21 protein-coding genes are annotated in these 23825 nt (G+C 65.6%); 13 read left to right on the top strand and 8 right to left on the bottom strand.

Going from position 1 to position 23825, the window contains the following annotated elements; genetic code table 11:
* The first annotated feature begins 54 nt into the window (after nucleotides 1–54).
* From phnG to QM685_RS27470, 7 genes are all read left to right on the top strand, one after another.
* Nucleotides 55–552 carry a phosphonate C-P lyase system protein PhnG gene (gene phnG, locus QM685_RS27440; protein WP_415121349.1) on the top strand — a complete coding sequence of 166 codons (498 nt, stop codon included), beginning with the start codon at nucleotides 55–57 and terminating at the stop codon, nucleotides 550–552.
* Nucleotides 552–1163, top strand: coding sequence for a phosphonate C-P lyase system protein PhnH (gene phnH, locus QM685_RS27445; RefSeq protein ID WP_415121351.1), 612 nt, complete (start codon nucleotides 552–554; stop codon nucleotides 1161–1163). Before phnG ends, phnH begins: the two co-directional genes overlap by 1 nt.
* A complete protein-coding gene (locus tag QM685_RS27450; RefSeq protein WP_415121353.1) occupies nucleotides 1163–2296 on the top strand; it encodes a carbon-phosphorus lyase complex subunit PhnI in 1134 nt (377 codons plus the stop codon). Before phnH ends, QM685_RS27450 begins: the two co-directional genes overlap by 1 nt.
* Nucleotides 2293–3237 carry an alpha-D-ribose 1-methylphosphonate 5-phosphate C-P-lyase PhnJ gene (locus QM685_RS27455; protein ID WP_415121355.1) on the top strand — a complete coding sequence of 315 codons (945 nt, stop codon included), beginning with the start codon at nucleotides 2293–2295 and terminating at the stop codon, nucleotides 3235–3237. Before QM685_RS27450 ends, QM685_RS27455 begins: the two co-directional genes overlap by 4 nt.
* Entirely contained in the window at nucleotides 3234–4004 is a 771-nt protein-coding gene (phnK, locus tag QM685_RS27460; protein WP_415121357.1) for a phosphonate C-P lyase system protein PhnK, read from the top strand. Before QM685_RS27455 ends, phnK begins: the two co-directional genes overlap by 4 nt.
* 8 nt (nucleotides 4005–4012) lie before the next feature.
* Nucleotides 4013–4801, top strand: coding sequence for a phosphonate C-P lyase system protein PhnL (gene phnL, locus QM685_RS27465; RefSeq protein ID WP_415121359.1), 789 nt, complete (start codon nucleotides 4013–4015; stop codon nucleotides 4799–4801).
* A gap of 124 nt (nucleotides 4802–4925) precedes the next feature.
* Nucleotides 4926–6059, top strand: a complete 1134-nt coding sequence (locus tag QM685_RS27470; RefSeq protein WP_415121361.1) for an alpha-D-ribose 1-methylphosphonate 5-triphosphate diphosphatase — start codon at nucleotides 4926–4928, stop codon at nucleotides 6057–6059.
* A 31-nt stretch (nucleotides 6060–6090) separates the two neighbouring features.
* On the opposite strand, the gene QM685_RS27475 is transcribed toward QM685_RS27470, so the two are convergent.
* The 5 genes from QM685_RS27475 to manD all read right to left on the bottom strand — a co-directional run bounded on the left by QM685_RS27475 (nucleotide 6091) and on the right by manD (nucleotide 12181).
* Nucleotides 6091–6960, bottom strand: coding sequence for a GntR family transcriptional regulator (locus tag QM685_RS27475; RefSeq protein ID WP_415121363.1), 870 nt, complete (start codon nucleotides 6958–6960; stop codon nucleotides 6091–6093).
* A gap of 58 nt (nucleotides 6961–7018) precedes the next feature.
* Nucleotides 7019–8323: an MFS transporter gene (locus QM685_RS27480; RefSeq protein ID WP_415121365.1), complete on the bottom strand. Its 1305-nt coding sequence runs from the start codon at nucleotides 8321–8323 to the stop codon at nucleotides 7019–7021.
* 120 nt (nucleotides 8324–8443) lie between these two features.
* Nucleotides 8444–9490: an L-idonate 5-dehydrogenase gene (locus tag QM685_RS27485; protein ID WP_415121366.1), complete on the bottom strand. Its 1047-nt coding sequence runs from the start codon at nucleotides 9488–9490 to the stop codon at nucleotides 8444–8446.
* Between the two features lie 32 nt (nucleotides 9491–9522).
* A complete protein-coding gene (locus QM685_RS27490) occupies nucleotides 9523–10932 on the bottom strand; it encodes an MFS transporter (RefSeq protein WP_415121368.1) in 1410 nt (469 codons plus the stop codon).
* Nucleotides 10933–10972: 40 nt separating this feature from the next.
* Nucleotides 10973–12181, bottom strand: a complete 1209-nt coding sequence (gene manD / locus QM685_RS27495; protein ID WP_415121370.1) for a D-mannonate dehydratase ManD — start codon at nucleotides 12179–12181, stop codon at nucleotides 10973–10975.
* A gap of 235 nt (nucleotides 12182–12416) precedes the next feature.
* Between manD and QM685_RS27500 the strand changes: the two genes are divergently transcribed.
* Entirely contained in the window at nucleotides 12417–13916 is a 1500-nt protein-coding gene (locus QM685_RS27500; protein WP_415121372.1) for a mannitol dehydrogenase family protein, read from the top strand.
* A 62-nt stretch (nucleotides 13917–13978) separates the two neighbouring features.
* On the opposite strand, the gene QM685_RS27505 is transcribed toward QM685_RS27500, so the two are convergent.
* The gene (locus QM685_RS27505; protein WP_415121422.1) at nucleotides 13979–15802 is read right to left on the bottom strand and encodes a diguanylate cyclase domain-containing protein; all 1824 of its coding nucleotides are present in this window, start codon (nucleotides 15800–15802) and stop codon (nucleotides 13979–13981) included.
* The gene (locus tag QM685_RS27510; RefSeq protein WP_415121374.1) at nucleotides 15802–16839 is read right to left on the bottom strand and encodes an extracellular solute-binding protein; all 1038 of its coding nucleotides are present in this window, start codon (nucleotides 16837–16839) and stop codon (nucleotides 15802–15804) included. The genes QM685_RS27505 and QM685_RS27510 overlap by 1 nt, the downstream gene beginning before the upstream one ends.
* Here QM685_RS27510 and QM685_RS27515 point away from each other — a divergent pair.
* From QM685_RS27515 to QM685_RS27530, 4 genes are all read left to right on the top strand, one after another.
* Complete coding sequence (locus tag QM685_RS27515) at nucleotides 16790–17044, top strand: hypothetical protein (RefSeq protein WP_415121428.1); 255 nt, start codon at nucleotides 16790–16792, stop codon at nucleotides 17042–17044. The genes QM685_RS27510 and QM685_RS27515 overlap by 50 nt on opposite strands.
* Nucleotides 17045–17645: 601 nt before the next feature.
* Nucleotides 17646–18428, top strand: a complete 783-nt coding sequence (locus QM685_RS27520) for an ABC transporter substrate-binding protein (RefSeq protein ID WP_415121376.1) — start codon at nucleotides 17646–17648, stop codon at nucleotides 18426–18428.
* 251 nt (nucleotides 18429–18679) lie between these two features.
* Entirely contained in the window at nucleotides 18680–19795 is a 1116-nt protein-coding gene (locus QM685_RS27525) for a succinylglutamate desuccinylase/aspartoacylase family protein (protein WP_415121378.1), read from the top strand.
* A 398-nt stretch (nucleotides 19796–20193) separates the two neighbouring features.
* Complete coding sequence (locus QM685_RS27530; protein ID WP_415121380.1) at nucleotides 20194–21342, top strand: porin; 1149 nt, start codon at nucleotides 20194–20196, stop codon at nucleotides 21340–21342.
* Nucleotides 21343–21457: 115 nt separating this feature from the next.
* Here the strand turns inward: QM685_RS27530 and QM685_RS27535 are convergent, their stop codons facing one another.
* Nucleotides 21458–22363 carry a LysR family transcriptional regulator gene (locus tag QM685_RS27535; protein ID WP_415121424.1) on the bottom strand — a complete coding sequence of 302 codons (906 nt, stop codon included), beginning with the start codon at nucleotides 22361–22363 and terminating at the stop codon, nucleotides 21458–21460.
* Nucleotides 22364–22532: 169 nt separating this feature from the next.
* On the opposite strand from QM685_RS27535, the gene QM685_RS27540 reads away from it, so the two are divergent.
* Complete coding sequence (locus QM685_RS27540) at nucleotides 22533–23825, top strand: MFS transporter (protein ID WP_415121382.1); 1293 nt, start codon at nucleotides 22533–22535, stop codon at nucleotides 23823–23825.

The raw sequence follows: 23825 nt of genomic DNA on the forward strand, positions 1-23825 counted from the left end.
CGTTTAGATGAATAGATGCTCAAATGCCCACTCGCTGGATCGACAGGAAATCCGATGAGCGCCCCCTCCACCGCACCTTCTTCCGCCGTGCCGACGTCGGCGCGGCGCACCTGGATGGCCGTGCTGGCCCGCACCCCGCGCGCCGACCTCGAAGCCGCGCTGGAGCACGCGCTGCAAGGCCTCCCCACTCCCGCTTACGACTGGCTGCGGCCGCCTGAAACCGGCCTTGCAATGGTGCGCGGACGCATCGGCGGCAGCGGCGATCCATTCAATCTCGGCGAAGCAACGGTCACGCGCGCCACGCTGCGTTTGCGCGCGACCGGCGGCACGGATGCGACCGTCGGCGTCGCCTGTCATCTGGGCCGCGACCGGCGCCGCGCCGAACTCGCCGCGCTCGCGGATGCACTGCTGCAAATGCCCGAGCATCACGACAGGTTGCATCGTCAACTGATCGATCCGTTCGCCGCACGGCAGCAGGCACGCCGCGCGCAACGGCAACAGGACGCCGCGTCGACGCGCGTCGAATTCTTCACGATGGTGCGGGGCGACTGATGGAAAGCTCCCAGATTGCGTTGTCCGCGCTGACACCGGGCTTCGCGGATCCGGTCCACGACACGCAGGCCGTGTTTCGCACGCTGCTCGATGCACTGTCGCGGCCGGGCACGATCGGCCTCATCGGCGACGTGCTGCCCGAGCCGCATGGTACGCGCGCCGAACCCGCCGCGTTCGCGGCACTGTTGGCCCTCTGCGATGACACAACGCCGGTCTGGCTCGCGCAAGCCGATACCGCGCTCGCATCGGCCGTGCGTTTTCATACCGGTGCGCCGCTCGTCGACGCGCCCGCCACGGCCGCGTTCGCGTATATCCATGAAGCCGGCGCATTGCCGCTGCTGGAAAGCTTCGCGCCTGGCAGCGCCGAGTCGCCCGAGCAGTCGGCCACGCTGCTGATCCGCGTCGAGGCGCTGACGGGTGGCGCGCCGGTGGTGCTGAGCGGCCCCGGCATCCTCGACACCGCAACCATTTCACCTGCCGGCCTGCCCGCGCGGTTCTGGCGCGAACGCGCGGCGCTCGCGCCGCTTTTCCCGTGCGGCGTCGACTGTTATCTGGTTTGCGGCACGCGCCTGATCGGCCTGCCGCGCACAACTGAAGCGAAGGTGAACTGATGTACGTTGCCGTCAAAGGTGGAGAGCGCGCGATCGAAGCATCGTGGCGCCTGCTCGACAACGCGCGCCGCGGCGATACGCGGATCGCCGAACTCAGCGTCGCGCAGATTCGCGAACAGTTGCGTCTCGCGGTCGCGCGCGTGATGACCGAAGGCTCGGTCTACGACGAAGAACTCGCGGCGCTCGCGATCAAGCAGGCCGCCGGCGATCTGGTCGAGGCGATCTTCCTGCTGCGCGCATACCGCACCACGTTGCCGCGTTTCGGCTACACGCGCGCGATCGACACCGAAACGATGCAGGTCGAGCGGCGCATTTCCGCGACCTTCAAGGATGTGCCGGGTGGCCAACTTCTCGGCGCGACCTACGATTACACGCAGCGTCTGCTCGATTTCGCATTGCTCGCCGACGGTCCTCATGAAGCGGATGCACAGTATGGCAACGCGTCGACGCCGCGGGAACCGTCCGCGACGGAACCGATGCCGCGCGTCGTTTCATTGCTCGACAAGGAAGGCCTGATCGAACAGGAACGCCCGACCCCCGGCGGCGTGGAACCCGGCGATCTGTCGCGCGAGCCGCTTGCGTTTCCGGCAAGCCGCGCGACGCGTCTGCAGAATCTCGCGCGCGGCGACGAAGGCTTCCTGCTCGCGATGGGTTACGCGACGCAACGCGGCTACGCGCATTCGCATCCGTTCGCGGGCGAGATCCGCTTCGGCACGATCGCGGTCGAGATGGAGCTCGACGAACTTGGCGAAGCCGTCGATATCGGCGATATCGACATCACCGAATGCCAGATGATCAACCAGTTCGCGGGCAGCGGCGCCGTGCCGCCCACGTTCACGCAAGGCTACGGCCTCGCGTTCGGCCACTCGGAGCGCAAGGCGATGGCGATGGCGCTCGTCGATCGCGCGTTGCGTGCCGAAGAACTCGGCGAAACGCTTGCATCGCCGACGCAGGACATCGAATTCATGCTGTCGCACAGTGACAACGTCGAAGCGTCGGGCTTCGTGCAGCATCTGAAGCTGCCGCATTACGTCGATTTTCAGGCTGAGCTCGAACTGGTGCGGCGTCTGCGCGCGCAGCATCGGCGCAGCGATGAAGCCGGCCACGCCACCGACAGGGAGCAGGCAGCATGAACGCGCCGGACACCGCTCTTTCTCCCGCCTCGTACGACAGCGCCGCGCACGGCTACAACTTCGCGTATCTCGACGAGCAGACCAAGCGCATGCTGCGCCGCGCGTTACTCAAGGCGGTCGCCGTGCCGGGCTATCAGGTGCCGTTCGCGTCGCGTGAAATGCCGCTGCCGTTCGGCTGGGGCACCGGTGGCATCCAGGTGACGGCCGCGATCATCGGCAGGAACGACACGCTGAAGGTCATCGACCAGGGCTCGGATGAAACCACCAATGCGGTCAACATCCGCCGCTTTTTCGCGCGAACGACCGGCGTCGCGACCACGCGCCGCACGAGCGAGGCGACGATCATCCAGACCCGTCACCGGATTCCCGAAACGCCGCTCACCGAGCGGCAGACTCTCGTCTATCAGGTGCCGATGCCCGAGCCGCTGTACCGGCTCGAACCGCGCGTCGCCGAATGCAAAAAGCTGCATGCGCTCGCCGATTATGGGCTGATCAGCGTGAAGCTTTACGAGGACATCGTGCATCACGGCAGCATCGCGACCACCTACGACTATCCGGTGATCATCAATCATCGCTATCTGACCTCGCCGTCGCCGATTCCGAAATTCGACAACCCGAAGATGCATATGAACCCCGCGCTGCAACTGTTCGGCGCGGGCCGCGAACGCCGCATTCATGCGATTCCGCCGTACACGCCGGTGCGCAGCCTCGACTTCGATGATCATCCGTTCGAAGTGCAGAAATGGCAGCATGCATGCGCGCTGTGCGGATCGAAGGAAAGCTTTCTCGACGAAATGATCGTCGACGACGCGGGCACGCGCATGTTCGTCTGCTCGGATAGCGACTACTGCCACGCGCGGCGCGGCGATGGTGAAACCGCTGCCGATGCCGAAGCACAGCAGCCGCTGCCCCGCGGCACGCGCGAAGGAGAATCCGCATGACGCCGCTGCTGAGCGCCCGCGCGCTCATCAAACAGTATGGCGGCCGCAACGGTTGCCGCAACGTGAGCTTCGATCTGTATCCGGGCGAGGTGCTGTGCATCGTCGGCGAATCGGGCTCGGGCAAGACCACGCTGCTCAACACGCTCGCGTTGAAGACCGGGGCCGACAGCGGCTCGCTGCATTACACCGCGTCGCATGGCGACACGCTCGATCTGCGCGCGCTGTCCGAGCCGCGCCGCCGTCTGCTGATGCGCACCGAGTGGGGCTTCGTGCAGCAGAATCCGCGCGACGGATTGCGCGGCGGCGTGTCGGCCGGCGCGAACATCGGCGAGCCGCTGATGGCCGTCGGCGCGCGCCACTATGGCGAGATTCGCCGCGCGGCGACGCAGTGGATGGAGCGCGTCGAACTCGACCCGATGCGTATCGACGAATTTCCCGCCGCGTTTTCGGGCGGTATGCAGCAGCGCCTGCAGATCGCGCGCAATCTCGTCACCGGTCCGCGCCTCGTCTTCATGGACGAACCGACCGCCGGCCTCGACGTATCGGTGCAGGCGCGTCTGCTCGATCTGCTGCGCACGCTGACGTCCACGCTGCATCTGTCGGTGCTGATCGTCACGCACGATATCGGCGTCGCGCGTCTGCTCGCGCATCGGCTGATGGTGATGCAGGCGGGCGAAGTCGTCGAGGCGGGATTGACCGATCAGGTGCTCGACGATCCGCAGCACCCGTATACGCAAACGCTGGTTTCCTCGGTTCTGCCGGCTTGAGACTCACCATGCGATTCATTGAAACAGGCATCGAAACAGGCGTTCAAACTCGCCACGCCGGGTGCGCTTTCGCCGCCAACGCGGCGCTGATGCTGCGCGCCGCCGGCATCGGCAAGACCTTCACGCTGCACGGCCAGGGCGGCGTGCGGATCGAAGCGCTCGCAAACGTGTCGCTCGACGTCGAACGCGGCGAATGCGTGGTGCTGGTCGGACCGTCGGGCGCGGGCAAAAGCACGCTGCTGCGTTGTCTGTACGGCAACTATCTCGCGAGTGCCGGTTCGATCGAGATCCGCGACACGAGCGATGGCGGCCGACCCATGTCGATCACGGGCGCCGAGCCGCGCGACGTGCTGCGCCTGCGCCGTAGTGTGGTCGGCTACGTGAGCCAGTTTCTGCGCGTGATTCCGCGCGTGCCGACGCTCACGCTCGTCGCCGAGCCGCTGCTGTTGCGCGGCGTCGCCGAAGACGAAGCACGCGCGCGCGCCGCTGCGCTGCTCGCGCGCCTGAATGTGCCCGAGCGGCTATGGGCGCTCGCGCCCGCCACGTTTTCCGGCGGCGAACAGCAGCGTGTGAATATCGCGCGCGGTTTGATCGCCGGGCATCCGTTGCTGCTGCTCGACGAACCGACCGCGTCGCTCGACGCGGAAAACCGCGACGTGGTGGCCGATCTGGTCGTCGAGGCACGCGAGCGCGGCGCGGCGATCGTCGGTATCTTTCACGACGAGGAGACGCGTCGCAAGGTGGCGACTCGTCGCGTGGAACTGCGGCCGCCGCGGCGCCACCAGGCGAGCGGGTGAGATCGACATCGCCGGGGACTAAACTGAAGCCAGGTGACGCGACAGGCCGCGCGTTCGAGCGCCACGCGGCACGTGCCTGAACGCACACGGCAACCACCAGCCCGACTGACTACGGAGCAAGTCGATGTTGATCAGCAACGCGCGCATCGTGACGCGAGACGAAGTATTCACCGGCGCGGTACGCATCGAGGACAGCGTGATTCGCGACGTCGAACGCGGCGCGACTTCCGCGCGCGATGCCGAAGACTGGGACGGCGACTATCTGCTGCCGGGTCTGATCGAACTGCATACGGACAATCTCGAGAAGCATCTGGCGCCTCGCCCCGGCGTCGAATGGAACACCGACGCCGCCTTCGTGATTCACGACGCGCAGGTCGCCGCCGCCGGCATCACGACCGTGTTCGACGCGCTCGCGATCGGCTCGCGCTGGAATGTCGGGCTGCGCGGCCGCGATCTGCAAATGAAATGCGCCGACTCGCTGCTGCGGCTGTCCGCGCGCCAACTGCTGCGCGCCGAGCACTTCCTGCACCTGCGCTGCGAGGTCGCGACCGCCGACATCGTCGACGTATTCGATTCGTTGTGCGTGCATCCGCTGCTGCGGCTCGCGTCGGTGATGGACCACACGCCCGGTCAGCGGCAATGGCACGATCGCGAGCAATGGCGCCGCTATCAGGAGCGCAACGGCAAGCTGAGCGACGAGCGCATCGCCAGCGCGCTCGCCGAACTCGCGGTCGAACAGGAACGCTACGCGGATGCGCATCGCCGCGAAATCGTCTCGCGCTGCAAAACGCTCGGCATTCCGGTCGCGAGCCACGACGACACGCTGATCGAACACGTCGAACAGGCGCGGGCGGAGGGCATCGTGCTCGCCGAATTCCCGACCACGCGCGTTGCCGCCGAAGCCGCGCGCGAGCACGGCATCGCGACGATCATGGGCGCGCCGAACGTGGTGCGCGGCGGTTCGCACTCGGGTAACGTGTCGGCTCTGGAACTCGCGCGGGCGGATCTGCTCGACATTCTCTCGTCGGATTACGTGCCGTCGAGTTTGCTGACCGCGGTGTTCGATCTCGTGGAAAAAGCAGGCTGGACGCTGCCGCGCGCGATGTCGACGGTCTCCGCCGAGCCGGCGCGCACGGCCGGGTTGAGCGACCGCGGCGCGATCGAGCCGGGCCTGCGCGCGGACTTCGTGCGCGTGACGATGCTCGGCGCGCTGCCGGTGCCGCGCGCGACTTATCGGGGTGGAGTGCGGATCGTTTGAGTGGTAGCAGGCGTAAGCGCCCGCTGGACCCTCAGGTCGACAACGGCACGCGCTCCGGCTCGTCCGCTTCGAACCAGGCGGGATTGCGCTCGGCAATCGGCCCGAGCGATACCAGGATCTCGCGCAGATGGCTGCGCATCGCGTCTTCAGCGGCACCGGGGTCGTGCGCGCGCAGGCCGGCAAGAATCTTCGCGTGCTGCCGGATCAGCAGATCGAGCGGCGAGACCTCCGGCAGGCTCAGATAGCGCACCCGGTCCATCTGCGCCTTGATGTCCTGAATCGTTTCCCATGCGGCCGTGCAATCTATCGCCTGCGCGATCGCGTAGTGAAACGCTTCGTCGAGTGCGAGAAACGCGGCGGTGTCGTTCGATTTCGCCGCAAGCCTCTGCTCACGCAGATTGTCCGCGAGCGCCTGCAACTGCTCGTCGGTGATCGCGACGGCTGCCTTGCGCACCACCGCGGTTTCGATCGCCTCGCGAATGAAACGCCCTTCGCGCACCTGACGCGGCGAAATCCGCTTCACGAACGTGCCGCGCTGCGGCAGCACCTGCAACACGCCCGCCTCGACCAGCTTGATGAACGCCTCGCGCACCGGCTGTCGCGACACCTGGAACATGTCCGACACTTCCTTCTCCGACAGCGGCGTGCCCGGCACCAACTGGCCGGCGAAAATCGCCTCGCGCAGCGCGCGGAAAATCTGTTTGCCGATCGGCTCGTGTGAATCGAACGACAGATTCGCGGTCAGGTCGGGCAGCGCGGCGCGCGCGCGGCATCGGTGGAAAGAGACGAGGCGATGGCGAAGGGGTTGCGGGTCGGCATTGGCAAGGCAACGGATAGCGGCGGATCGAAGGCGACAAGCGGGTGGAAGAGCAGATGGAAGGCCGGTGCGTCGCGCGGTCACGTGAAGCGCGATGACTGGCACACTGCGCAGGCCCACACACTGCGGGCTTCGCACCATACTACCATGCGCGCTCGACCGCCAACGCGCCCGTGCGCGGCTCGCGCACCCATACGAACGAACACAGCGCGCCGAGCACCGCGACCGCGCCGGCCAGCACGAACGCGCTGCCGTACGTGCCATGCGTCGCCTCGACGATAAAGCCCGTTACCGCGGGGCCGATCACGCCGGCGAGATTCGCGAGCAGATGCACGAAACCACCCACCCCGCCGACGTGTTCGCGCGGCACGGTGTCCTGGATCACCGCCCAATACACGGCGCCCGTCACATACAGAAAGAAGATCGACACCGACATCAGCGCGACCGCCCCTTGCGTGCTGGCCACGCGGCCGGCCAGCGCGACGCACACCGCCGCCGCGCCGAGGCAGGTGCCGAGCACGAGCTTGCGCGACAGCAGCGGCTTGCCGGTGATACGCAGGATGAAGTCCGAGATGAAACCGCCGGCCGCGAGTCCGACGCTGCCGAGCAGCCACGGAATCACCGTCGCGATGCTCATGTCCTGCAGGCTCAGGTGATGCGCCTCGGTCAGATAGCTCGGGAACCACGACAGGAAGAAAAACAGCACGTAGTTATACGAGAAGAACGCAAAAGCGGTCGCGAGAATGATCGGCTTGCGCAGAAAGTAGCCGAGGCCCGGCTTGCCGCCCTCGCCCGCATGGCCGCCCGCGTGATCGCCCGGATGCTCGCCCGCCTGGCCGGCGCGGATCAGGTCGAGTTCGGCCGGCGTGATGCGCGCCTGCTCGTGCGGATGTTCGGTCGTCGTGAGCGACCACAGCACGAGCCACGCGAGCCCGAACACCATGATCGCGACGAACGCCCAGCGCCAGCCGAACTGCACCGCCATGAAGCCAACCACCGGCCCCGCCAGCGCGCCGCCAAGCGGCGTGCCCGAACTGATCACGCCGATCGCGCTCGCCACCTCGCGGCGCGGAAACCAGTTGTTGACCATCTTGCTCGTCGACGAACTGAACGGCCCTTCGCCCATGCCGAACAGCACGCGCAGAACGATCAGCGAACCGATGCCGCCCGCGAGCGCGGTCGCGCCGCAAAACACCGACCACACGCCCATCGCGGTGCCGAACACGCGCTTCGCGCCCACCTTGTCCGACAGCAGGCCGCCGACGAAATTGAACAGCGCATAACCGATGAAAAAGCTGCTGAACACGACGCCCATCTGCGCGTGCGAAAAGTTCAGATCCTTCTGGATCAGCGGCGCGGTGATCGACAGCGCCGCGCGATCGAGGTAATTGATGACGCCCGCCAGAAACAGCAGCGCGACGATAAACCAGCGTTGACTCTTGATCATCAGGTGTCTCCTTCGACGCGCCTCTCGAGGGGCGTTCGGAACCGTCTGGGGGTTGGGTTCGAGGGTTGAATGCGGGAGCGTGATCCCCCTGGGGATCACGGCATGCGCAAGCGCTTTTTATCAGTCGAACGTCAGATGCACTTTCATCGACTGCGAACGGTCCTGCGCGACTTCGAACGCATGATTGGCGTCGTGCATCGTGAACGCGTGCGTCATCAGCGGACGCAGGTCGAGCTTGCCGGACGCGATTTCATCGGCGGCAATCGCGTATTCGCTGGTGAAGCGAAACGAGCCCTGATAACGCAGCTCCTTCGCCATCACGAGGTTCGCCGCCACCGGCGACTGGCCCGCGGGCAGGTTGCCGACCTGCAGCACGGTGCCGCCCGCGCGCGCCGCGCGCAATGCCGTATCGAGTCCCGCCGGACTGCCCGACGCTTCGATCACCACGTCGAACGTGCCGCGCTCGGCGGACCACTGTGTGATCGTCGCGGTATCCGCGGCATTCACGGTCTGATCCGCGCCGAGTTGCCGCGCGACCTGCAACGCGCGATCGGACAGATCGAGCGCAACCACACGATGCGCACCGGCCCGGCGCGCCACGCCGAGCAGCATGCAGCCGATCGGGCCGCAGCCGACCAGCAGCACGCGCGCGCCGACCAGCGAGCCGGCCTGCTTCACCGCATGCAGCGCGACGGCGAGCGGTTCGGCCATCGATGCCTGCGCGAAATCGACGCCGTCCGGCACCGGCACGCATTGCCGCGCGGCCACCACGATGTACTGGCGGAACATGCCCTGCGTGTGCGGAAAGGTCGACGCGCTGCCCATGAAGCGCATGTTCAGACAATGATTCGGCATCCCGGTCGCGCAGAACCGGCAGGTGCCGCACGCGAGCCCCGGATTGACCGCGACGCGCTGCCCGCGCGCGAGACCCTGCTGCGCGCCGACGCCTTCACCGAGCGAGTCGATTTCGCCGGCCACCTCGTGACCGAGCACGAACGGCTCGCGCACCGCGAAGTCGCCGCTTTTGCCCTTGAAGTAGTACGACAGGTCCGAGCCGCAAATGCCGCCGGCGCGCACCCGCACGCGCACCTGCCCAGGACCGGGTTCGGGCGGCTCGACTTCGTCGATGCGGATCAGTTTGGGTTCGTGAAGCACGGCAGCGAGCATGATGGACTCCGGAGATGACGAAGCTCGTGCAATCAGTGACGCGCGAGCGGAGAAGACTGCGATGCAGCAGCAAAGGTGGCGGCGGCGTTCCCGGCGGCGTCGGTTGCGGCGCCGCCGGCCCAGTCGTGCAGATCGCCGCCGCGGCGGCGCGGCGCGGTCTCCGGCAATGCGAACAGCGAGACGGCCGACACGATGCCGAGCACGGCCACGTAGACGATCAGCGCGAGCGAGCTGCCATGCGTCGCCTGAATCAGCTTGACCGCGACGAGACCGAGCACGCCGCTGCCGAGCAGCGAGCCGATCTGCCAGATCAACGCGATGCCGCTGCACCGCACGCGCGCCGGAAACAGTTCGGGGAACAGCGCGGCTTGCGGCGCATAGCACAGGCTGTGGCCGACGCTGATCGCGAGAATCATCACGAGCTGCGTCGCGCCGCGCTGGCCGCTGTCGATCGCGATGAAAAACGGCACGACCAGCGCGACGTGCAGCAACGCGCCGGCGATGAACGTCGCGCGCCGGCCGATGCGATCGGACAATGCGCCCGCGAGCGGAATCGTCACGAGTTCGAGCGCTACCGCGACGATCACGGTTTGCAGCAACATGCCTTGCGCGACACCGTGCGCGTTGCCGTACGCGAGCACGATCATCGTGTACATCGCGAACGTGCAGGCCTCGATCAGCTTCGCGCCGACGCCCTTCACGATGGTCGGACCGAACTGCCGCAGCACTTCCACCACCGGCCGCGACGCGACCGCCTTGGTGCGCTGGATCGTCGCGAAGATCGGCGACTCCTCGGTACGCAGGCGGATATACAAACCGAGCGCGACCAGCAGCGCGCTCGCGAGGAACGGAATGCGCCATCCCCAGTCGAGCAGTTGCGCGGACGTCAACGTGGCCGACAGCAAGGCGAACAGGCCGGACGGAATCAGGAAGCCGGCGGGCGCGCCCAGTTGCACGAGACTCGCGAAGAAGCCGCGCCGCGCGGGCGGCGCGTATTCCGCGGTCAGCAGGACGGCGCCCGCCTGCTCGCCTCCCACGCCGAAACCCTGCAACACGCGGATCACGATCAGCGCGATCGGCGCCCAGATGCCGATGGTCTGATAGCCGGGCAGCAGTCCGATCGCGAAAGTCCCGAGACCCACGATCAGGATCGTCACGATCAACGCCTTCTTGCGGCCGACGCGATCGCCGAAATGACCGAACACGATGCCGCCGAGGGGCCGCGCGAGAAAGCCGACCGCGTAGGTTGCGAAAGCGGCGAGCGTGCCGATCAGCGGATCGGCGGCGGGAAAGAACTTCTGGCCGAACACCAGCACGGCCGCTGTGCCGTAGACGAAGAAGTCGTAGTATTCGGCCGCGGTGCCGATGGTCGACGCGACGGCCACGCGGCGCAGCATCGCGGTGCTGGCCGGCGCACTGCTTTCAGGACGGGCTGGGTTCAAGGGTGTCTCCGTGATCTTGTTGTGAGCGTGCAAGGCGCGCCTACCAGTTCCACAACGTGCCGTCTTCGAGACGCGCGACCGGCAGGTACGCCGGGTCGTACGGATAGCGCGCGGCGGCCGCCTCGTCGATATCGACGCCGTGGCCGAGCGCGTCGCCCGGATGCATCATCCCGTTGTCGAAGCGCCACGCGTGCGGGAACACGTCGAGCGCCTCCCGCGGAAAGCCCATGTATTCCTGGACCCCGAAGTTCGGCACCCACAGATCGAAATGCAGCGCCGCGCCCATGCAGACCGGCGACAGATCCGACGGACCGTGGCAGCCCGTGCGCACCTGGTATAGCGAAGCGAAATCGGCGATGCGCCGCAGATGGGTAATGCCGCCCGCGTGCGTGAGCGTGGCGCGGATGTAGTCGATCAGTTGCTCCTCGATCAACTGCTTGCAATCCCAGATGCTGTTGAAGACTTCGCCGACCGCGATCGGCGTGACCGTGTGCTCGCGAATCAGACGGAAACCCGCCTGGTTTTCCGCGGGCGTGGGATCTTCCATCCAGAAGAGCCGACAGGGTTCGACGGCTTTGCCGAGACGCGCGGCCTCGATCGGCGTCAACCGGTGGTGCACGTCGTGCAGCAGATGCGTATCGAAGCCGAAGCGCTCGCGCACCGCTTCGAACAGCTTCGGCACGAAATCGAGATACTTTTCCGACGACCAGCTCTGCTCTTCCACCGCGCCCTTGGTGGCCGGCTCGTATATGCCGCTGCCTTTCGCGACGCCGTACACCGAGCGCATGTTCGGCACGCCGCACTGGATGCGGATGGCCTGATAGCCGGCCTCGATATGTTCGGCGTAGCGATCGAGCGCTTCCGGAATGTCGCGGCCGGTCGCATGGCCATACACCATCACGCCTTCGCGCGACGCGCCGCCGAGCAGCCGGTACAGCGGCATGCCCGTCACCTTGCCGAGGATGTCCCACAGCGCCATATCCACCGCGGCGATCGCCGTCATCGTGACCGGCCCGCGCCGCCAGTACGCGCCTTTGTAGAGGAATTGCCAGGTGTCCTCGATGCGGCCGGGATCGCGGCCGATCAGCAACGGACATACGTGGTCCTTCAGATACGACGCAACCGCCAGTTCACGGCCGTTCAGCGTGGCATCGCCGATGCCGTGAATGCCTTCGTCGGTGACGATTTTCAGCGTGACGAAATTGCGGCCCGGACACGTGACGATCACGTCGGCGCGAACGATCTTCATGGGTTCTTCCTTGCAGGGAAACGATGAGCAAAAGGTGGATGAGCGAACCGCGCGATCACGCCTATCGCAACGCATGCGGCCCGCCATGCGCGGGTCGCCGCGGGTCGCTCGCGGGCGGCGACGGGCACATAAAAATCAGTGCGTCAGCCTGTCTCAAGCTGTTGGAACGATGCTACCATACAAGTATAGTTAATCGTCAAATCAGGGTTTCCCCGCACCATCAGGACTTCATCCCATGAGCTCTGCCACCCTGCCGCTCCCCCAACAATGCCTGTCGCGCGAGGCATTGCCCGCGCTGCGAACGCATCTGCTGTCGCCGCACTGGAGCGAGCCGCGCATCGGCATCGTGCATCTGGGCATCGGCAACTTTCATCGCGCGCATCAGGCGCTGTACACCGAAGAAGCGATGCTCGCCGCCGGCGGCGACTGGGGCATTTGCGGCGTGACGCTGCAAGGCGACGTCGGCAAGCGCGACGCGTTGATGGCGCAGCAGGGGCTATACGGTGTCGTCGAGCGTGGGCCGCAAGGCGCGCAAGTGACCGTGGTGCGCGCGCTGTGCGAAGTGCTGGCGATGCCCGCCGACGCGCCCGCGTTGTTCGCGCGTCTTGCCGATCCACTGGTGCGGATCGTTTCGCTGACCGTCACCGAAAAAGGCTATTGCCGCGACCCGAAGACCGGCGACGTCGATCTCGACGATCCCGCCGTCGCGCACGATCTCGCGCATCCGCGCGCGCCGCGCACGGTGCCCGGCATTCTCACGGCGGCGTTGCGCGCGCGGCGCGACGCGCCGAACGGCCAGCCGTTCACCGTGCTGTCGTGCGACAACCTCTCGCATAACGGTGCCGCGCTGCGTCAGGTCGTGTGCTCGTTCGCACGGCAACTCGATACGGCGCTGGCCGACTGGATCGCCGTCGAGGTCGCGTTTCCGTCGACGATGGTCGATCGCATCGTGCCGGCCACGACGGACGCCGAACGCGCGACCGTGGCCGAACAGCTCGGCTATCGCGACGACGTGCCGGTGCCTTGCGAGCCGTTCCGGCAATGGGTGATCGAGGATCGTTTTCCGCGGGGACGCCCCGCATGGGATGCCGTCGGCGCGCAGCTCGTCGACGACGTCACGCCGTTCGAGCTCGCGAAGCTGCGCATGCTGAACGGCACGCATTCGACGCTCGCGTATCTGTCGATGCTCGGCGGCTTCGCGACGATCGACGCGGCGATCGCCGACCCCGCGATGCGCAATCTCATTCACACGCTGATGACCGAAGAAATCGCGCCGACGCTGAGCGTGCCCGCCTCGTTCGATCTGCTCGGCTATCGCGACGCACTGCTCGCGCGTTACGCGAACCCGGCGCTCAAACACCGCTGCGCGCAGATCGCGATGGATGGCAGCCAGAAGCTGCCGCCGCGCCTGCTCGCGACCATCGCGGCGCGCATCGAGGCGGGCAAGCCGTACCGCAGACTCGCGCTCGCGGTCGCCGCATGGATGACGTTCCTGCGCGCTCACGCGGACGACGGCACGCGCTATGAGATCAGCGATCCGCTCGCGGACAGATTGACGGCGCTCGCGGCGTCCGCGCAAGGCGAACCGCGCGCATTGATGGATGCGCTGCTCGGCGTACGCGAAGTGTTCGACGCAGGCCTCGCCGGTCACGACGCCTTCAGGGCGACGCTCTATGACGCATTGCGTCTGCTGCGGGAAAAAGGCGCGCGCGGCGCAATCGCGGCGTTGCAGTAAGCAGTGGGCCACGGGCGGCGGGGCGGCGGGGCGGCGGACCACCCAGCCAACCCGCGCAGGGTTCAGGCAGTCGGCTCCGCTCCGGCGGCTTCGGCCGCTTTCGCATCCGGCGTCTTTTCGTCTTCTCCGGCCGCCTCGGCTGGTTCGCCCAGACGCGCTTCGAGCAAGTCCCGATAACGCAGATACGCGCACCGTCCGCTCGATTTCGCCGCGTACATCGCGGCGTCGGCGTTCAGCAGCAGTTCCTCGGCGTTGCCGCTGTCATGAGGGAACTCGCTGATGCCGATGCTCGCGCCCACCGTCATGCTGTTGCCGTCGATGGTCAGCGTTTCGTTCAGCGCGTCCATGATGCGCGCGGCGATCGCGGGTGTCGCATCCTCAATGCGCGTCCCCTCGATCAGCACGATGAATTCGTCGCCGCCGAGCCGCGCGACCACATCGCCGGAACACAGCACGTCCTTGAGCCGCCCCGCGACCGCGACGAGCACCTTGTCGCCGACCGGGTGACCGAACTGATCGTTGATCTGCTTGAAGCGGTCGAGATCGACGAACAGCACGGCGAGCCCTTCGCGATGCCGCTTCGCCGCCTCGAGCGCGCTTTCGAGCTTCTGCATGAACAGCATGCGATTGGGCAGACCGGTCAGCACGTCGTGCGACGCCAGATGCGCGAGCTCGCTCTGCTTGCTGTGCAGCGTATCCATCTGCGCGTGGATTTCGCGGCGCAGACGGTCGAAGCAGCGCGCGAGCACGCCGATTTCGTCGGTGCGCCTGAGCGGCAGCGTGTTCATCGCGTGGTCGGCGAACTGATGCGTCGCCGCATATGCGAGCAGATGCAGCGGCTTGGTCAGCGCCCGCGCGAACAGGATCGCCAGCAATACCGACAGCGCGCTGAACACGAGCACCATGCGGATGATCCGCGTGCCGAGCTGATGCGCGCCGACCAGCACGTCCTCGAGCGGTTTCGCGAGGCCGAGCACGATAAAGCGGTTGCCTTCCGAGCCGCCGAACGGCCGGCGCACGAACGCGAGCACCTGACCGGCCGCTTGCCGCGGGCGCGCAAGACCGTTCGCCAGCACGGTGCTTTGGGTCTGATCGAAGAGCGGCTTCGTGACCGGGAAGCTGTCCTGCATCAGCACGCGGCGGCCGCGGTCGAAGCCGAATGTTTTCGACGGATCCGGATGAATCAGGAAGTCGCCCCATTCGTTCGCGAGATAGACCTGGTAGTCGCTCGGCAAATCGCTCTGCAAACGCCGCAGCATGCCGATCAGATCGATGTCGATCACGACGACGCCGACCACCTTGCCGTTCGCATCCGCGATCGGCGTGCCGAGGCGCAGCGTCGGCTTGCCCTGTGCGGCATGCGTGCCGTATTCGTGATTGACGGTGATCGGCGACGTGTAGATGCGGCCCGGCGAAAACGCGAGCGTATCGAACACGTACGCGAACTGGCCTTTTTCCTGCAGATCGTCGCCTTCGACGCGCACCAGCCCGTCGCGGTCGCGGTCGAAGCGGATCAGCTCGAGCCCGTGATGCTGACGCGTGATCAGCCGCACCTGCAGGTATTCCGGGTGATGCAGCATGAAGCTCGAGTACACCTGCGCGAGGCGCTCGCGCCCGGGGTTCGGGCCGATGCCGTCGTCGCTCTGCGCGACGCGCACCGAAGACGGCATCGTCGCGAGCACGAGTGCATCCGACGCGACGTCGTCGATCGAAAACGCAATGCGCTGGCCGAGCAGTTCGGTCGACGTCAGCAGGCTGCGCTCCGCTTCGTTGACGAGCATCGTGCGGTTCGCGTGATACGCGTAGTAGCCGGTCGCGCCCGATGCGAGCACGCCGATGCACGCGAGCAGCACCGAGAGCTTGAAGGTCAGGCCGCGCCGCAACATCAGAAGCGCCCCGAACGGTCGCCCGACACGATCCGCGTCCACAGGTCCTCGCGCCGCTGGATGTCCTCGACCGGACCGATCCAGACGATGTGCGCGTCGGCACTCGTTTCCGCGGGCTCCGTCAACGTGTTCGCGAGCCCCTGGCGCTGCGTCAGCAGCCTGCTCACGCTCGGCTCGAGCATGTAGTTGATCCATTCGAGCGCGAGCGGTCTGTCGGTCGCCGCGCGCGTCATCGACCAGCAGTCGAGCCACGCGAGCGCACCTTCGTCGGGAATCACGTAGCCGACGTCCGCGCCCGCGCGGCGCAGCAACTGAAGCTGCTGCGTGCCGTAGTTGCCGAACATCAGCGCGACCTTGTGCTGGATAAAGAACGCGGTCGCCTCTTCCGGCAACGTGTAGTACGTGAGCAGATTGCGGCGCAAGTCGACCAGCTTGTGCGCGATCGCGCGCATCTGCGTGGGGTCGAGTTGAAACGGATTGGGATAGCCGAGCGCGAGCGCCGTAAACGAGAAATTGTGCTGCGCGCTGTTGAAGTCGAGCACCTTGCCGCGGTAGCGCGGGTTCCACAACTCGAGCATCGAGCGCGGCGCGACCGGAATCTGCCTGCGATCGTAGATGAGCCCCATCGACGAGTAGGTAAAGGGAATCGCGTACACCTTGCCCGCCGACGTCAGGCCCTCGATCGAACCGAGCGCCTGGAAGCGCGGCAACTGCTTCTTCGTATTCGGCAAGCTCGCGAGATCGAGCGGCGCGAGCAGATTCGCCTGCGTATAGCGGCGGATTTCGGCGGTGTTGGCGGCAAGCACGTCGAAAGGCGGCGTGTCCTTGCTGTGCATCTGCGCCCACAACGCCTCGTCGGAATCGACCAGCGTGACCTCGACCTTCGCGCCGTAGCGCGTTTCGAATGTCTTCACGACGTCCGGATCCGCATAGCCGGGCCACGCGAGCACGCGCAGCACTTTTTCGGCGGCGATAGCGGGCGCGGCCGTGCCTAAACCCGTGCAAAAAAATACGCAACTCAAAACCGGCAAAAGCACGGAAAAAATCAAGGACAAAGCCGCGGACCCAAAATCCGTGGAAGCCGCCGGTAAAACCGCCGGCAAAAAAATACTGAAAACTTCGCGCCGCGCTAAACGCACGCGGGCCGACATGAAAGCGGCCGGAATTCGCCGGCGCAAAACCTGCTTACAACAGTTTGTTTCATCCGCGGTCAACATCGTGTGCATGGATAACACCGTTTAGCAGAAGGCCTTTTGACCCAGCGCAAACGCGCGGCATTTAAATATCGGCGGATTGCCCGACGACTTTCTTCAGACCGATACGCCGGTCACGCGGCGACCAGCGGGGAATGGAAGGAGCATCGATGATAGCGCCAAAGCATTCATTTTTTTGCCCTCGATCGAAATAGCATCGAAAAAATATCCGGTGCCGGCAATAATGAGTAAGGTATCGTCCGACGCAGCGCGGTTATTAACGGCAATTCAGGCGGAATCTTTAACTGTTCCACTTCGCCCCGTTCTCAAACGGGCGGCAGCCGTAATCCGCGGGAAAACCCAGATAAATAGGCTTGATAACGCGAGCGGCCGCGCTTTTTACGTTTTACTTATTACAATTACATTACGCAACTGCAAACCCACCGATTCACGCGCGTCTAGAAGGTATCCTCATACGCTATCCGGTGTTTTACTAGCTTCCCAATATTTTTGACCTGATAAGCTTGGCGCGCGTTGCAGGCCACCCCGGCCCGCAGCCTGAACCAAGCCCGGTTGCCAGTCGCATCGGGCATCCCCGTGGCGGCACAACCGCCGCGGGCGTAATTGAACTACACCGAGGAGTAAAAACAGTGAAAAAACTGCTAGCGGCTTTGACGGTTGCTCTGCTTGCCACCGTCTCGATCGGCGCACACGCTAAAGATTGGTCGACGATCCGTTTTGGCGTTGACGCCAGCTATCCCCCGTTCGAATCCAAGGGCGCGGACGGCAAGCTCGTTGGCTTCGATATCGACCTCGGCAACGAAATCTGCAAGCGCGTGGGCGCGAAGTGCGTGTGGATCGAGAACGACTTCGACGGCATGATTCCCGCGCTGAAGGCGAAGAAGTTCGACGGCGTGCTGTCGTCGATGTCGATGACGCCGCAACGCGCCGAGCAGATCGCTTTCTCGTCGAAACTGTTCAACACGCCGACGCGCCTCGTCGCGAAGCAGGGCTCGGGCATCCTGCCGACCGCCGATTCGCTGAAGGGCAAAACGGTTGGCGTCGAACAGGGCACGATCCAGGAAACCTACGCGAAGACCTACTGGGAACCGAAGGGCGCGAAGGTCGTGCCGTATCAGAACCAGGACCAGGTCTACGCGGACCTGCTCTCGGGCCGTCTGGACGCGGCGCTGCAGGATGCGGTGCAGGCTGAGCAGGGCTTCCTCAAGACGCCGCGCGGCGCGGGCTTCGCGTTCGTCGGCCCGAACCTCGACGATCCGAAGATCCTCGGCAACGGCGCGGGCATCGGCATGCGCAAGGAAGACACCGATCTGAAGGCGAAGGTCGACAAGGCGATCGCCGACATGATCAAGGACGGCACGTACAAGAAGATCGAGCAGAAGTACTTCGACTTCGACGTGTACGGCGGCTAAATCGGCTCGGGCGCGCCGCCCGGCGCGCCCGCTGCTTACCCCGGACGGGCTCCGCATCGCGGAGCCCGTTTTGCTTCCGGGGCCCCGTTTCCCGCCACATCGCGTGTCATATTCGGCTAAGATCGTGCGACACGCGGGGCTCATCGGATATCCCCGCGGCGCTCCGCCCACCCGCAGCGGCGCGCATCTTTCCCCTTGCAATCAACTACATAGCGCGGCTCATCATAGTGTTGGCCGCGAATCCGCAAACCATGCAAACGCAAACTCATCCGCTGATCGCCCCGTCGCTTGGCACCGCCCGCAGCCTGACCAGTTTCCACTACGGCCCAGGCGGCGGACAGAAGATCTACATCCAGTCGTCGCTGCACGCGGACGAACTGCCCGGCATGCTGGTGTCGTGGGCGCTGCGCCGCAAGCTCGCCGCGCTCGAAGCCGCCGGCAAGCTGCGCGGCGAAGTCGTGGTCGTACCGGTACCCAATCCGATCGGTCTCAATCAACATCTGCTCGGGCAGATGCTGGGCCGCTTCGAAACCGGCACCGCGCAGAACTTCAACCGTAATTTCTACGACCTCGCGGCGCTCGTGCTGCCGATCATCGAGTCGCGCCTCAGCGGCGACATCGACGCGAACCGCGACGCGATCCGCGCGGCGATGCGTGAAGTGCTCGACGCGCAGCAACCGGCCACCGAGCTCGCATCGCAACGCCTCGCGCTGCAAAAGCTCTCGTACGACGCCGACGTCGTGCTCGATCTGCACTGCGACTGGGAAGCCGCGATGCACCTGTACACGAACCCGGACCTGTGGCCCGAAGTCGAGCCGCTCGCGCGCTATCTCGACGCGAAGGCATCGCTGCTCGCGCTCAATTCGGTGGGCAATCCGTTCGACGAGATTCACAGCTTCTGCTGGTCGGATCTGCGCGGCCGTTTCGGCGAACGCTTCCCGATTCCGAACGGCGGGATCTCGGTCACGATCGAACTGCGCGGTCAGCGCGAAGTGTCGTACGAATACGCGGAGAAGGACTCGCAGGCGATCATCGAATATCTGACCTCGCGCGGCGTGATCGACGGCGAGCCGGCCCCGCTGCCGCCGCTCGAATTCGCCGCGACGCCGCTCGCGGGCACCGAGCCGCTCGTCGCGCCGATCAGCGGCGTACTCGTGTACCGCTGCGAAGTCGGCACCTGGGTCGACGTGGGCCAGGAAATCGCGGACATCGTCGATCCGTTGGCGGACCGCGTCGTCACGATCAGGAACAGCGTGGCCGGCGTGCTGTACGCGCGGCATCTGACGCGTTTCGCGACCGCCGGGCTCGAGTTCGCGCGCATTGCCGGCGCGAAGGCGTTCAGAACCGGCTCGCTGCTGAGCAACTGACACGCGATGCGGCCGGCCTGTTCCGCCAGCGGCGAAAGTCGCACGGACGCCAGTCGCTCGAACACCTAAGCCGATTCATCGGCTGACAACGCAGATCGCCCACCGCCCTGGTGGGCGATCTGCTTTTGCGCACCTGCCTATCCGTCATGCGCAACGCCGCGCAAAAGCCGGCCGTTTTTCATCCGTTCATCTGCACGCCCCGCCGAACGCTCACGCGAGCACACCCGTATGTGACAAAACCCGCCAAACCGGCAAAGGTGTCGCGCCGGCACGACAGCGGATAAAAAAATCCAGGCTGTCACATAGCGTACTCAGCATCCCCTTAAATTGCCGCCCATCGCGCGACATTGCCGCAGAGCAGCGCGCCGCGATCGTCCAATTTCTAACCGGAGAGTGTTTTGAACAAGAAAATCCTGACCGCCGCTACGTTTGCCGTTTTCGCCAGCGCCGCGCACGCGCAAAGCAGCGTCACGCTGTATGGCCTGATCGATGCGGGTATCAGCTACGTGAACAATGCGAAGTCGGCTACCGGTCACGACAGCCTCACCAAGTACGACGACGGCGTCGCGCAAGGCAGCCGCTGGGGCATCCGCGGCACGGAAGACCTGGGCGGCGGCCTGAAGGCGCTGTTCGTGCTGGAGAACGGCTTCAGCAGCGCGAACGGCACGGCCGGCCAGGGCGGCGCGATGTTCGGCCGCCAGGCGTACGTGGGTCTGTCGAAGGACGGTATCGGCTCGCTGACGTTCGGCCGCCAGTACTCGTTCACGACCGACGTTCTGGGCAGCAACTACTCGACCGGCGGCCTGACCGTCGCGGGTAACTACGCTTACCACATCAACGATATCGACCAGCTGACGTCGAGCCGTATCAACAACTCGGTCAAGTACAGCAGCGCGAACTTCTCGGGTCTGACGTTCGGCGCAATGTACGGCTTCTCGAACCAGGCCGGCGCATTCGCAGGCGCGCCGGCAGTCGGCACGACCGCGGGTTCGTCGCGCGCCTACAGCTTCGGCCTGAACTACGCGAACGGTCCGTTCGGCATCGGCGCGGCCTACACCGACATCACCTACCCGAGCCAGGCAAGCCCGGCATTCTCGACGGCAGTGGCGAACGTGTCGATCAGCGGCGTGCACGATCTGCGCTCGTTCGGCGTCGGCGGCCGTTACATGTTCGGCCCGGCTACGCTGTGGGCGTTGTACACGAACACGCGCCTCGAGCCGACGACGGGCAGCTCGACGACGTTCGCGGCATACGAAGCAGGCGCGAAGTACGCAATCACGCCGGCTATCACGGCAGGCGCCGGCTACACGTACATGCACCTGAGCAACGCGAACCGCGGCCACTGGAATCAGGTGGACCTGAGCGCCGACTACGCACTGTCGAAGCGCACGGACGTGTACGTGCTCGGTATCTATCAGATCGCGTCGGGCCGCAACGGCACGCAGGATCTGCAGGCACAGATCGGTTCGAGCACGAGCTACTTCGGTACCTCGGGCACGGCCGACAACCAGCTCGCGTTCCGTCTCGGTCTGCGTCACAAGTTCTAAGCAGCCTGTTGCCGGCAAGGAGCGCATGCGTTGCCTGCCGGACTGCCTGGATGCGAAAACGCCCCTACGCAGGGGCGTTTTTCGTTCTGGCGCGCGGTTGTTGGCGCGGCTTCTGTCAGTCCAGCAGCGCCGGATCGTCGATCGCGGCGGTCAGCAACTCGACGAACGTCTGCATCACGCGCGGCAACGTGCGGCCCGCCATCGTCTGTACCTGCAGCGTACGCTGATGAAGCTCGGGGTTGCTGATCGGGATCGCGGCAAAGCCATCCGCGTCGAGCCGCCCGCGCACGGTCAGCAAACCGGTGATCGTGACCGCGTCGGTATGCAACACGAAACTGTGCAGCGCCGCATGATAATTGCTGACGAATACCGGATCGAACACGAGCCCTTCGAGGCTGCACGCGATGTCGAATAACTGGCGGATCGTCACACCCTGGCCGTTGATCGCGAGCGGCCACGGCAGCAGGTCCGCGAGCGAAACCGAAGCGCGCGTGCCGAGCGGATGATCGCGCCGCACCAGCGCGAAAATCGGCGCGCGCTGCGAGTGCACGACGTTGATGTCCTGCTCGGGCGCCATGCTGAAGCACACCGCGATATCGACGATACCGTCGCGCACGCGCTGCGTCGCGATCGACGGCGCGGACACGTCGAGCTGAAAATGCGTGGCCGGATGCGTCTTCAGAAAATGCGCGAAAACCTGCGGCAGAAAATGCGGCGCGACACCTTCCGAACTCGCGACGCGAATCGTCGCGCGGCCGCCGTTGCTCAAGCCGCGAATCTCCTCGGTCACGCGCTCCGCGTCGAGCAGGCTGCGCCGCGCGTAATCGGCGAGCAGCCTGCCCGCGTCGCTCAGGACCATGCCGCGCGGACGCCGCTCGAACAGCGCCACGCCGACCTCCTCTTCCAGTTTCGCGATCTGCCTGCTCAGCGCGGACACCGCGACGTACAGGTTCCCCGACGCCTTGCTGAGCGAACCGCTGCGCGCCACTTCGAGAAAGTAGCGCAGCGCGGTGTTATCCATCTGGGTCATGACCATTCCGCTTTGCCGTTTCGGCAACGATATCTGCCAAATATTGTAATTGTCTATAAATATCGGCCACGCCAAGATCGCGACAGGACTTCGAATCCAGCGCCCGCGCCGCCGCTGCGACAGCGCCGGCGCATCTCACACGCCGCCAGAGGACTTCGTCATGAGCATGGACTCCGCCACCACGGCCGACACGATTGCCCAGCACGCGTCGCGCTCGAGCATCTCGCGCCTGATCCTCGCAACTTCGATCGGCAATGCGCTCGAGTTCTACGACCTCGTCGTGTACGGCTACTTCGCGGCCGTGCTGTCGCGCACGTTCTTTCCGGCCCACGACCGCACGGTGTCGCTGCTGCTCACGCTCGGCACGTTCGCGCTGTCGTATCTGGCGCGCCCGGTCGGCGCGCTCGCGCTCGGCTCGTTCAGCGACCGCAAGGGCCGCAAGGCGTCGCTGACGCTCTCCATCGCGATGATGACGCTCGGCACCGGCCTGATCGCGCTGATGCCGTCGTATGCGGCGATCGGCGTGCTCGCGCCGATCGGCGTGTTCGCGTCACGGCTGTTGCAGGGCTTCTCGGCCGGCGGCGAGTTCGGCAGCTCCACCGCGTTTCTGATCGAACATCAACCGGCGCGCAAGGGCTTCATGGCGAGCTGGCAGTTCTCGAGCCAGGGCGCGAGCACACTGCTCGCGTCGCTGTTCGGCGCGGTGTTGACAGGCGTGCTCACGCAAACGCAGCTCGAAGCATGGGGCTGGCGCATTCCGTTCCTGTTCGGCATGCTGATCGGCCCGGTCGGCTTCTACATTCGCCGCCGTATCGACGAAACACCGGAGTTCGAGCGCGCGGAAAAATCCGCGGCGCCGGTGCGCGAACTACTCGCGACGCAGAAGGAGTCCGTGCTCGTGTCGATCGGCTCGCTCGTGCTCACCACCACGGCCAACTACATGCTGCTCTATATGCCGACTTACGCGGCGCGGCAACTCGGGCTGTCGCCGTCATCGGGTTTCATCGCGACACTGCTCGCCGGTCTCATCATGATGGTGCTCACGCCGATCGTCGGTCATCTGTCCGACAAGGTGGGCCGCGTGCGCATCATGCTCGGCGCCGGCGTGCTGTTCTTCGCGACGGTCTACCCGGCTTTCATGCTGATGAACGCGCACCCTTCGCTGGCAACGCTGCTCGCCGCGGTCGTGTGGGTCGCGCTGCTGAAGGCCACCTACTTCGCGCCGATTCCCGCGCTGATGTCCGAGCTGTTCCCGACCCGCACGCGCACCACCGGCATGGCGCTCGGCTACAACATCGGCACGACCGTATTCGGCGGCTTCACGCCGCTCGCCGTCGCCGCGCTGATCGCGGCGACCGGCAACAATCTCGCGCCCGGGCTTTATCTGATGCTCGCGGCCATCATCAGTCTTTTCGCCGTGACGTGGGCCCGCGTGCGCCTGCATGCGCGCTAG

It is taken from the genome of Paraburkholderia sp., from assembly GCF_047605525.1.
Lineage (GTDB): Bacteria > Pseudomonadota > Gammaproteobacteria > Burkholderiales > Burkholderiaceae > Paraburkholderia.

Excerpts from the sequence above, each read along its gene's own strand:
- QM685_RS27525 (WP_415121378.1), top strand. The coding sequence starts at position 18,680 with ATGCAAACGCAAACTCATCCGCTGATCGCCCCGTCGCTTGGCACCGCC.
- manD (WP_415121370.1), bottom strand. The coding sequence starts at position 12,181 with ATGAAGATCGTTCGCGCCGACGTGATCGTCACGTGTCCGGGCCGCAAT.
- phnL (WP_415121359.1), top strand. The coding sequence starts at position 4,013 with ATGCGATTCATTGAAACAGGCATCGAAACAGGCGTTCAAACTCGCCAC.
- QM685_RS27505 (WP_415121422.1), bottom strand. The coding sequence starts at position 15,802 with ATGTTGCGGCGCGGCCTGACCTTCAAGCTCTCGGTGCTGCTCGCGTGC.
- QM685_RS27470 (WP_415121361.1), top strand. The coding sequence starts at position 4,926 with ATGTTGATCAGCAACGCGCGCATCGTGACGCGAGACGAAGTATTCACC.
- QM685_RS27455 (WP_415121355.1), top strand. The coding sequence starts at position 2,293 with ATGAACGCGCCGGACACCGCTCTTTCTCCCGCCTCGTACGACAGCGCC.
- QM685_RS27500 (WP_415121372.1), top strand. The coding sequence starts at position 12,417 with ATGAGCTCTGCCACCCTGCCGCTCCCCCAACAATGCCTGTCGCGCGAG.
- QM685_RS27540 (WP_415121382.1), top strand. The coding sequence starts at position 22,533 with ATGAGCATGGACTCCGCCACCACGGCCGACACGATTGCCCAGCACGCG.
- phnH (WP_415121351.1), top strand. The coding sequence starts at position 552 with ATGGAAAGCTCCCAGATTGCGTTGTCCGCGCTGACACCGGGCTTCGCG.
- phnG (WP_415121349.1), top strand. The coding sequence starts at position 55 with ATGAGCGCCCCCTCCACCGCACCTTCTTCCGCCGTGCCGACGTCGGCG.
- QM685_RS27485 (WP_415121366.1), bottom strand. The coding sequence starts at position 9,490 with ATGCTCGCTGCCGTGCTTCACGAACCCAAACTGATCCGCATCGACGAA.
- QM685_RS27450 (WP_415121353.1), top strand. The coding sequence starts at position 1,163 with ATGTACGTTGCCGTCAAAGGTGGAGAGCGCGCGATCGAAGCATCGTGG.
- phnK (WP_415121357.1), top strand. The coding sequence starts at position 3,234 with ATGACGCCGCTGCTGAGCGCCCGCGCGCTCATCAAACAGTATGGCGGC.
- QM685_RS27480 (WP_415121365.1), bottom strand. The coding sequence starts at position 8,323 with ATGATCAAGAGTCAACGCTGGTTTATCGTCGCGCTGCTGTTTCTGGCG.
- QM685_RS27535 (WP_415121424.1), bottom strand. The coding sequence starts at position 22,363 with ATGGATAACACCGCGCTGCGCTACTTTCTCGAAGTGGCGCGCAGCGGT.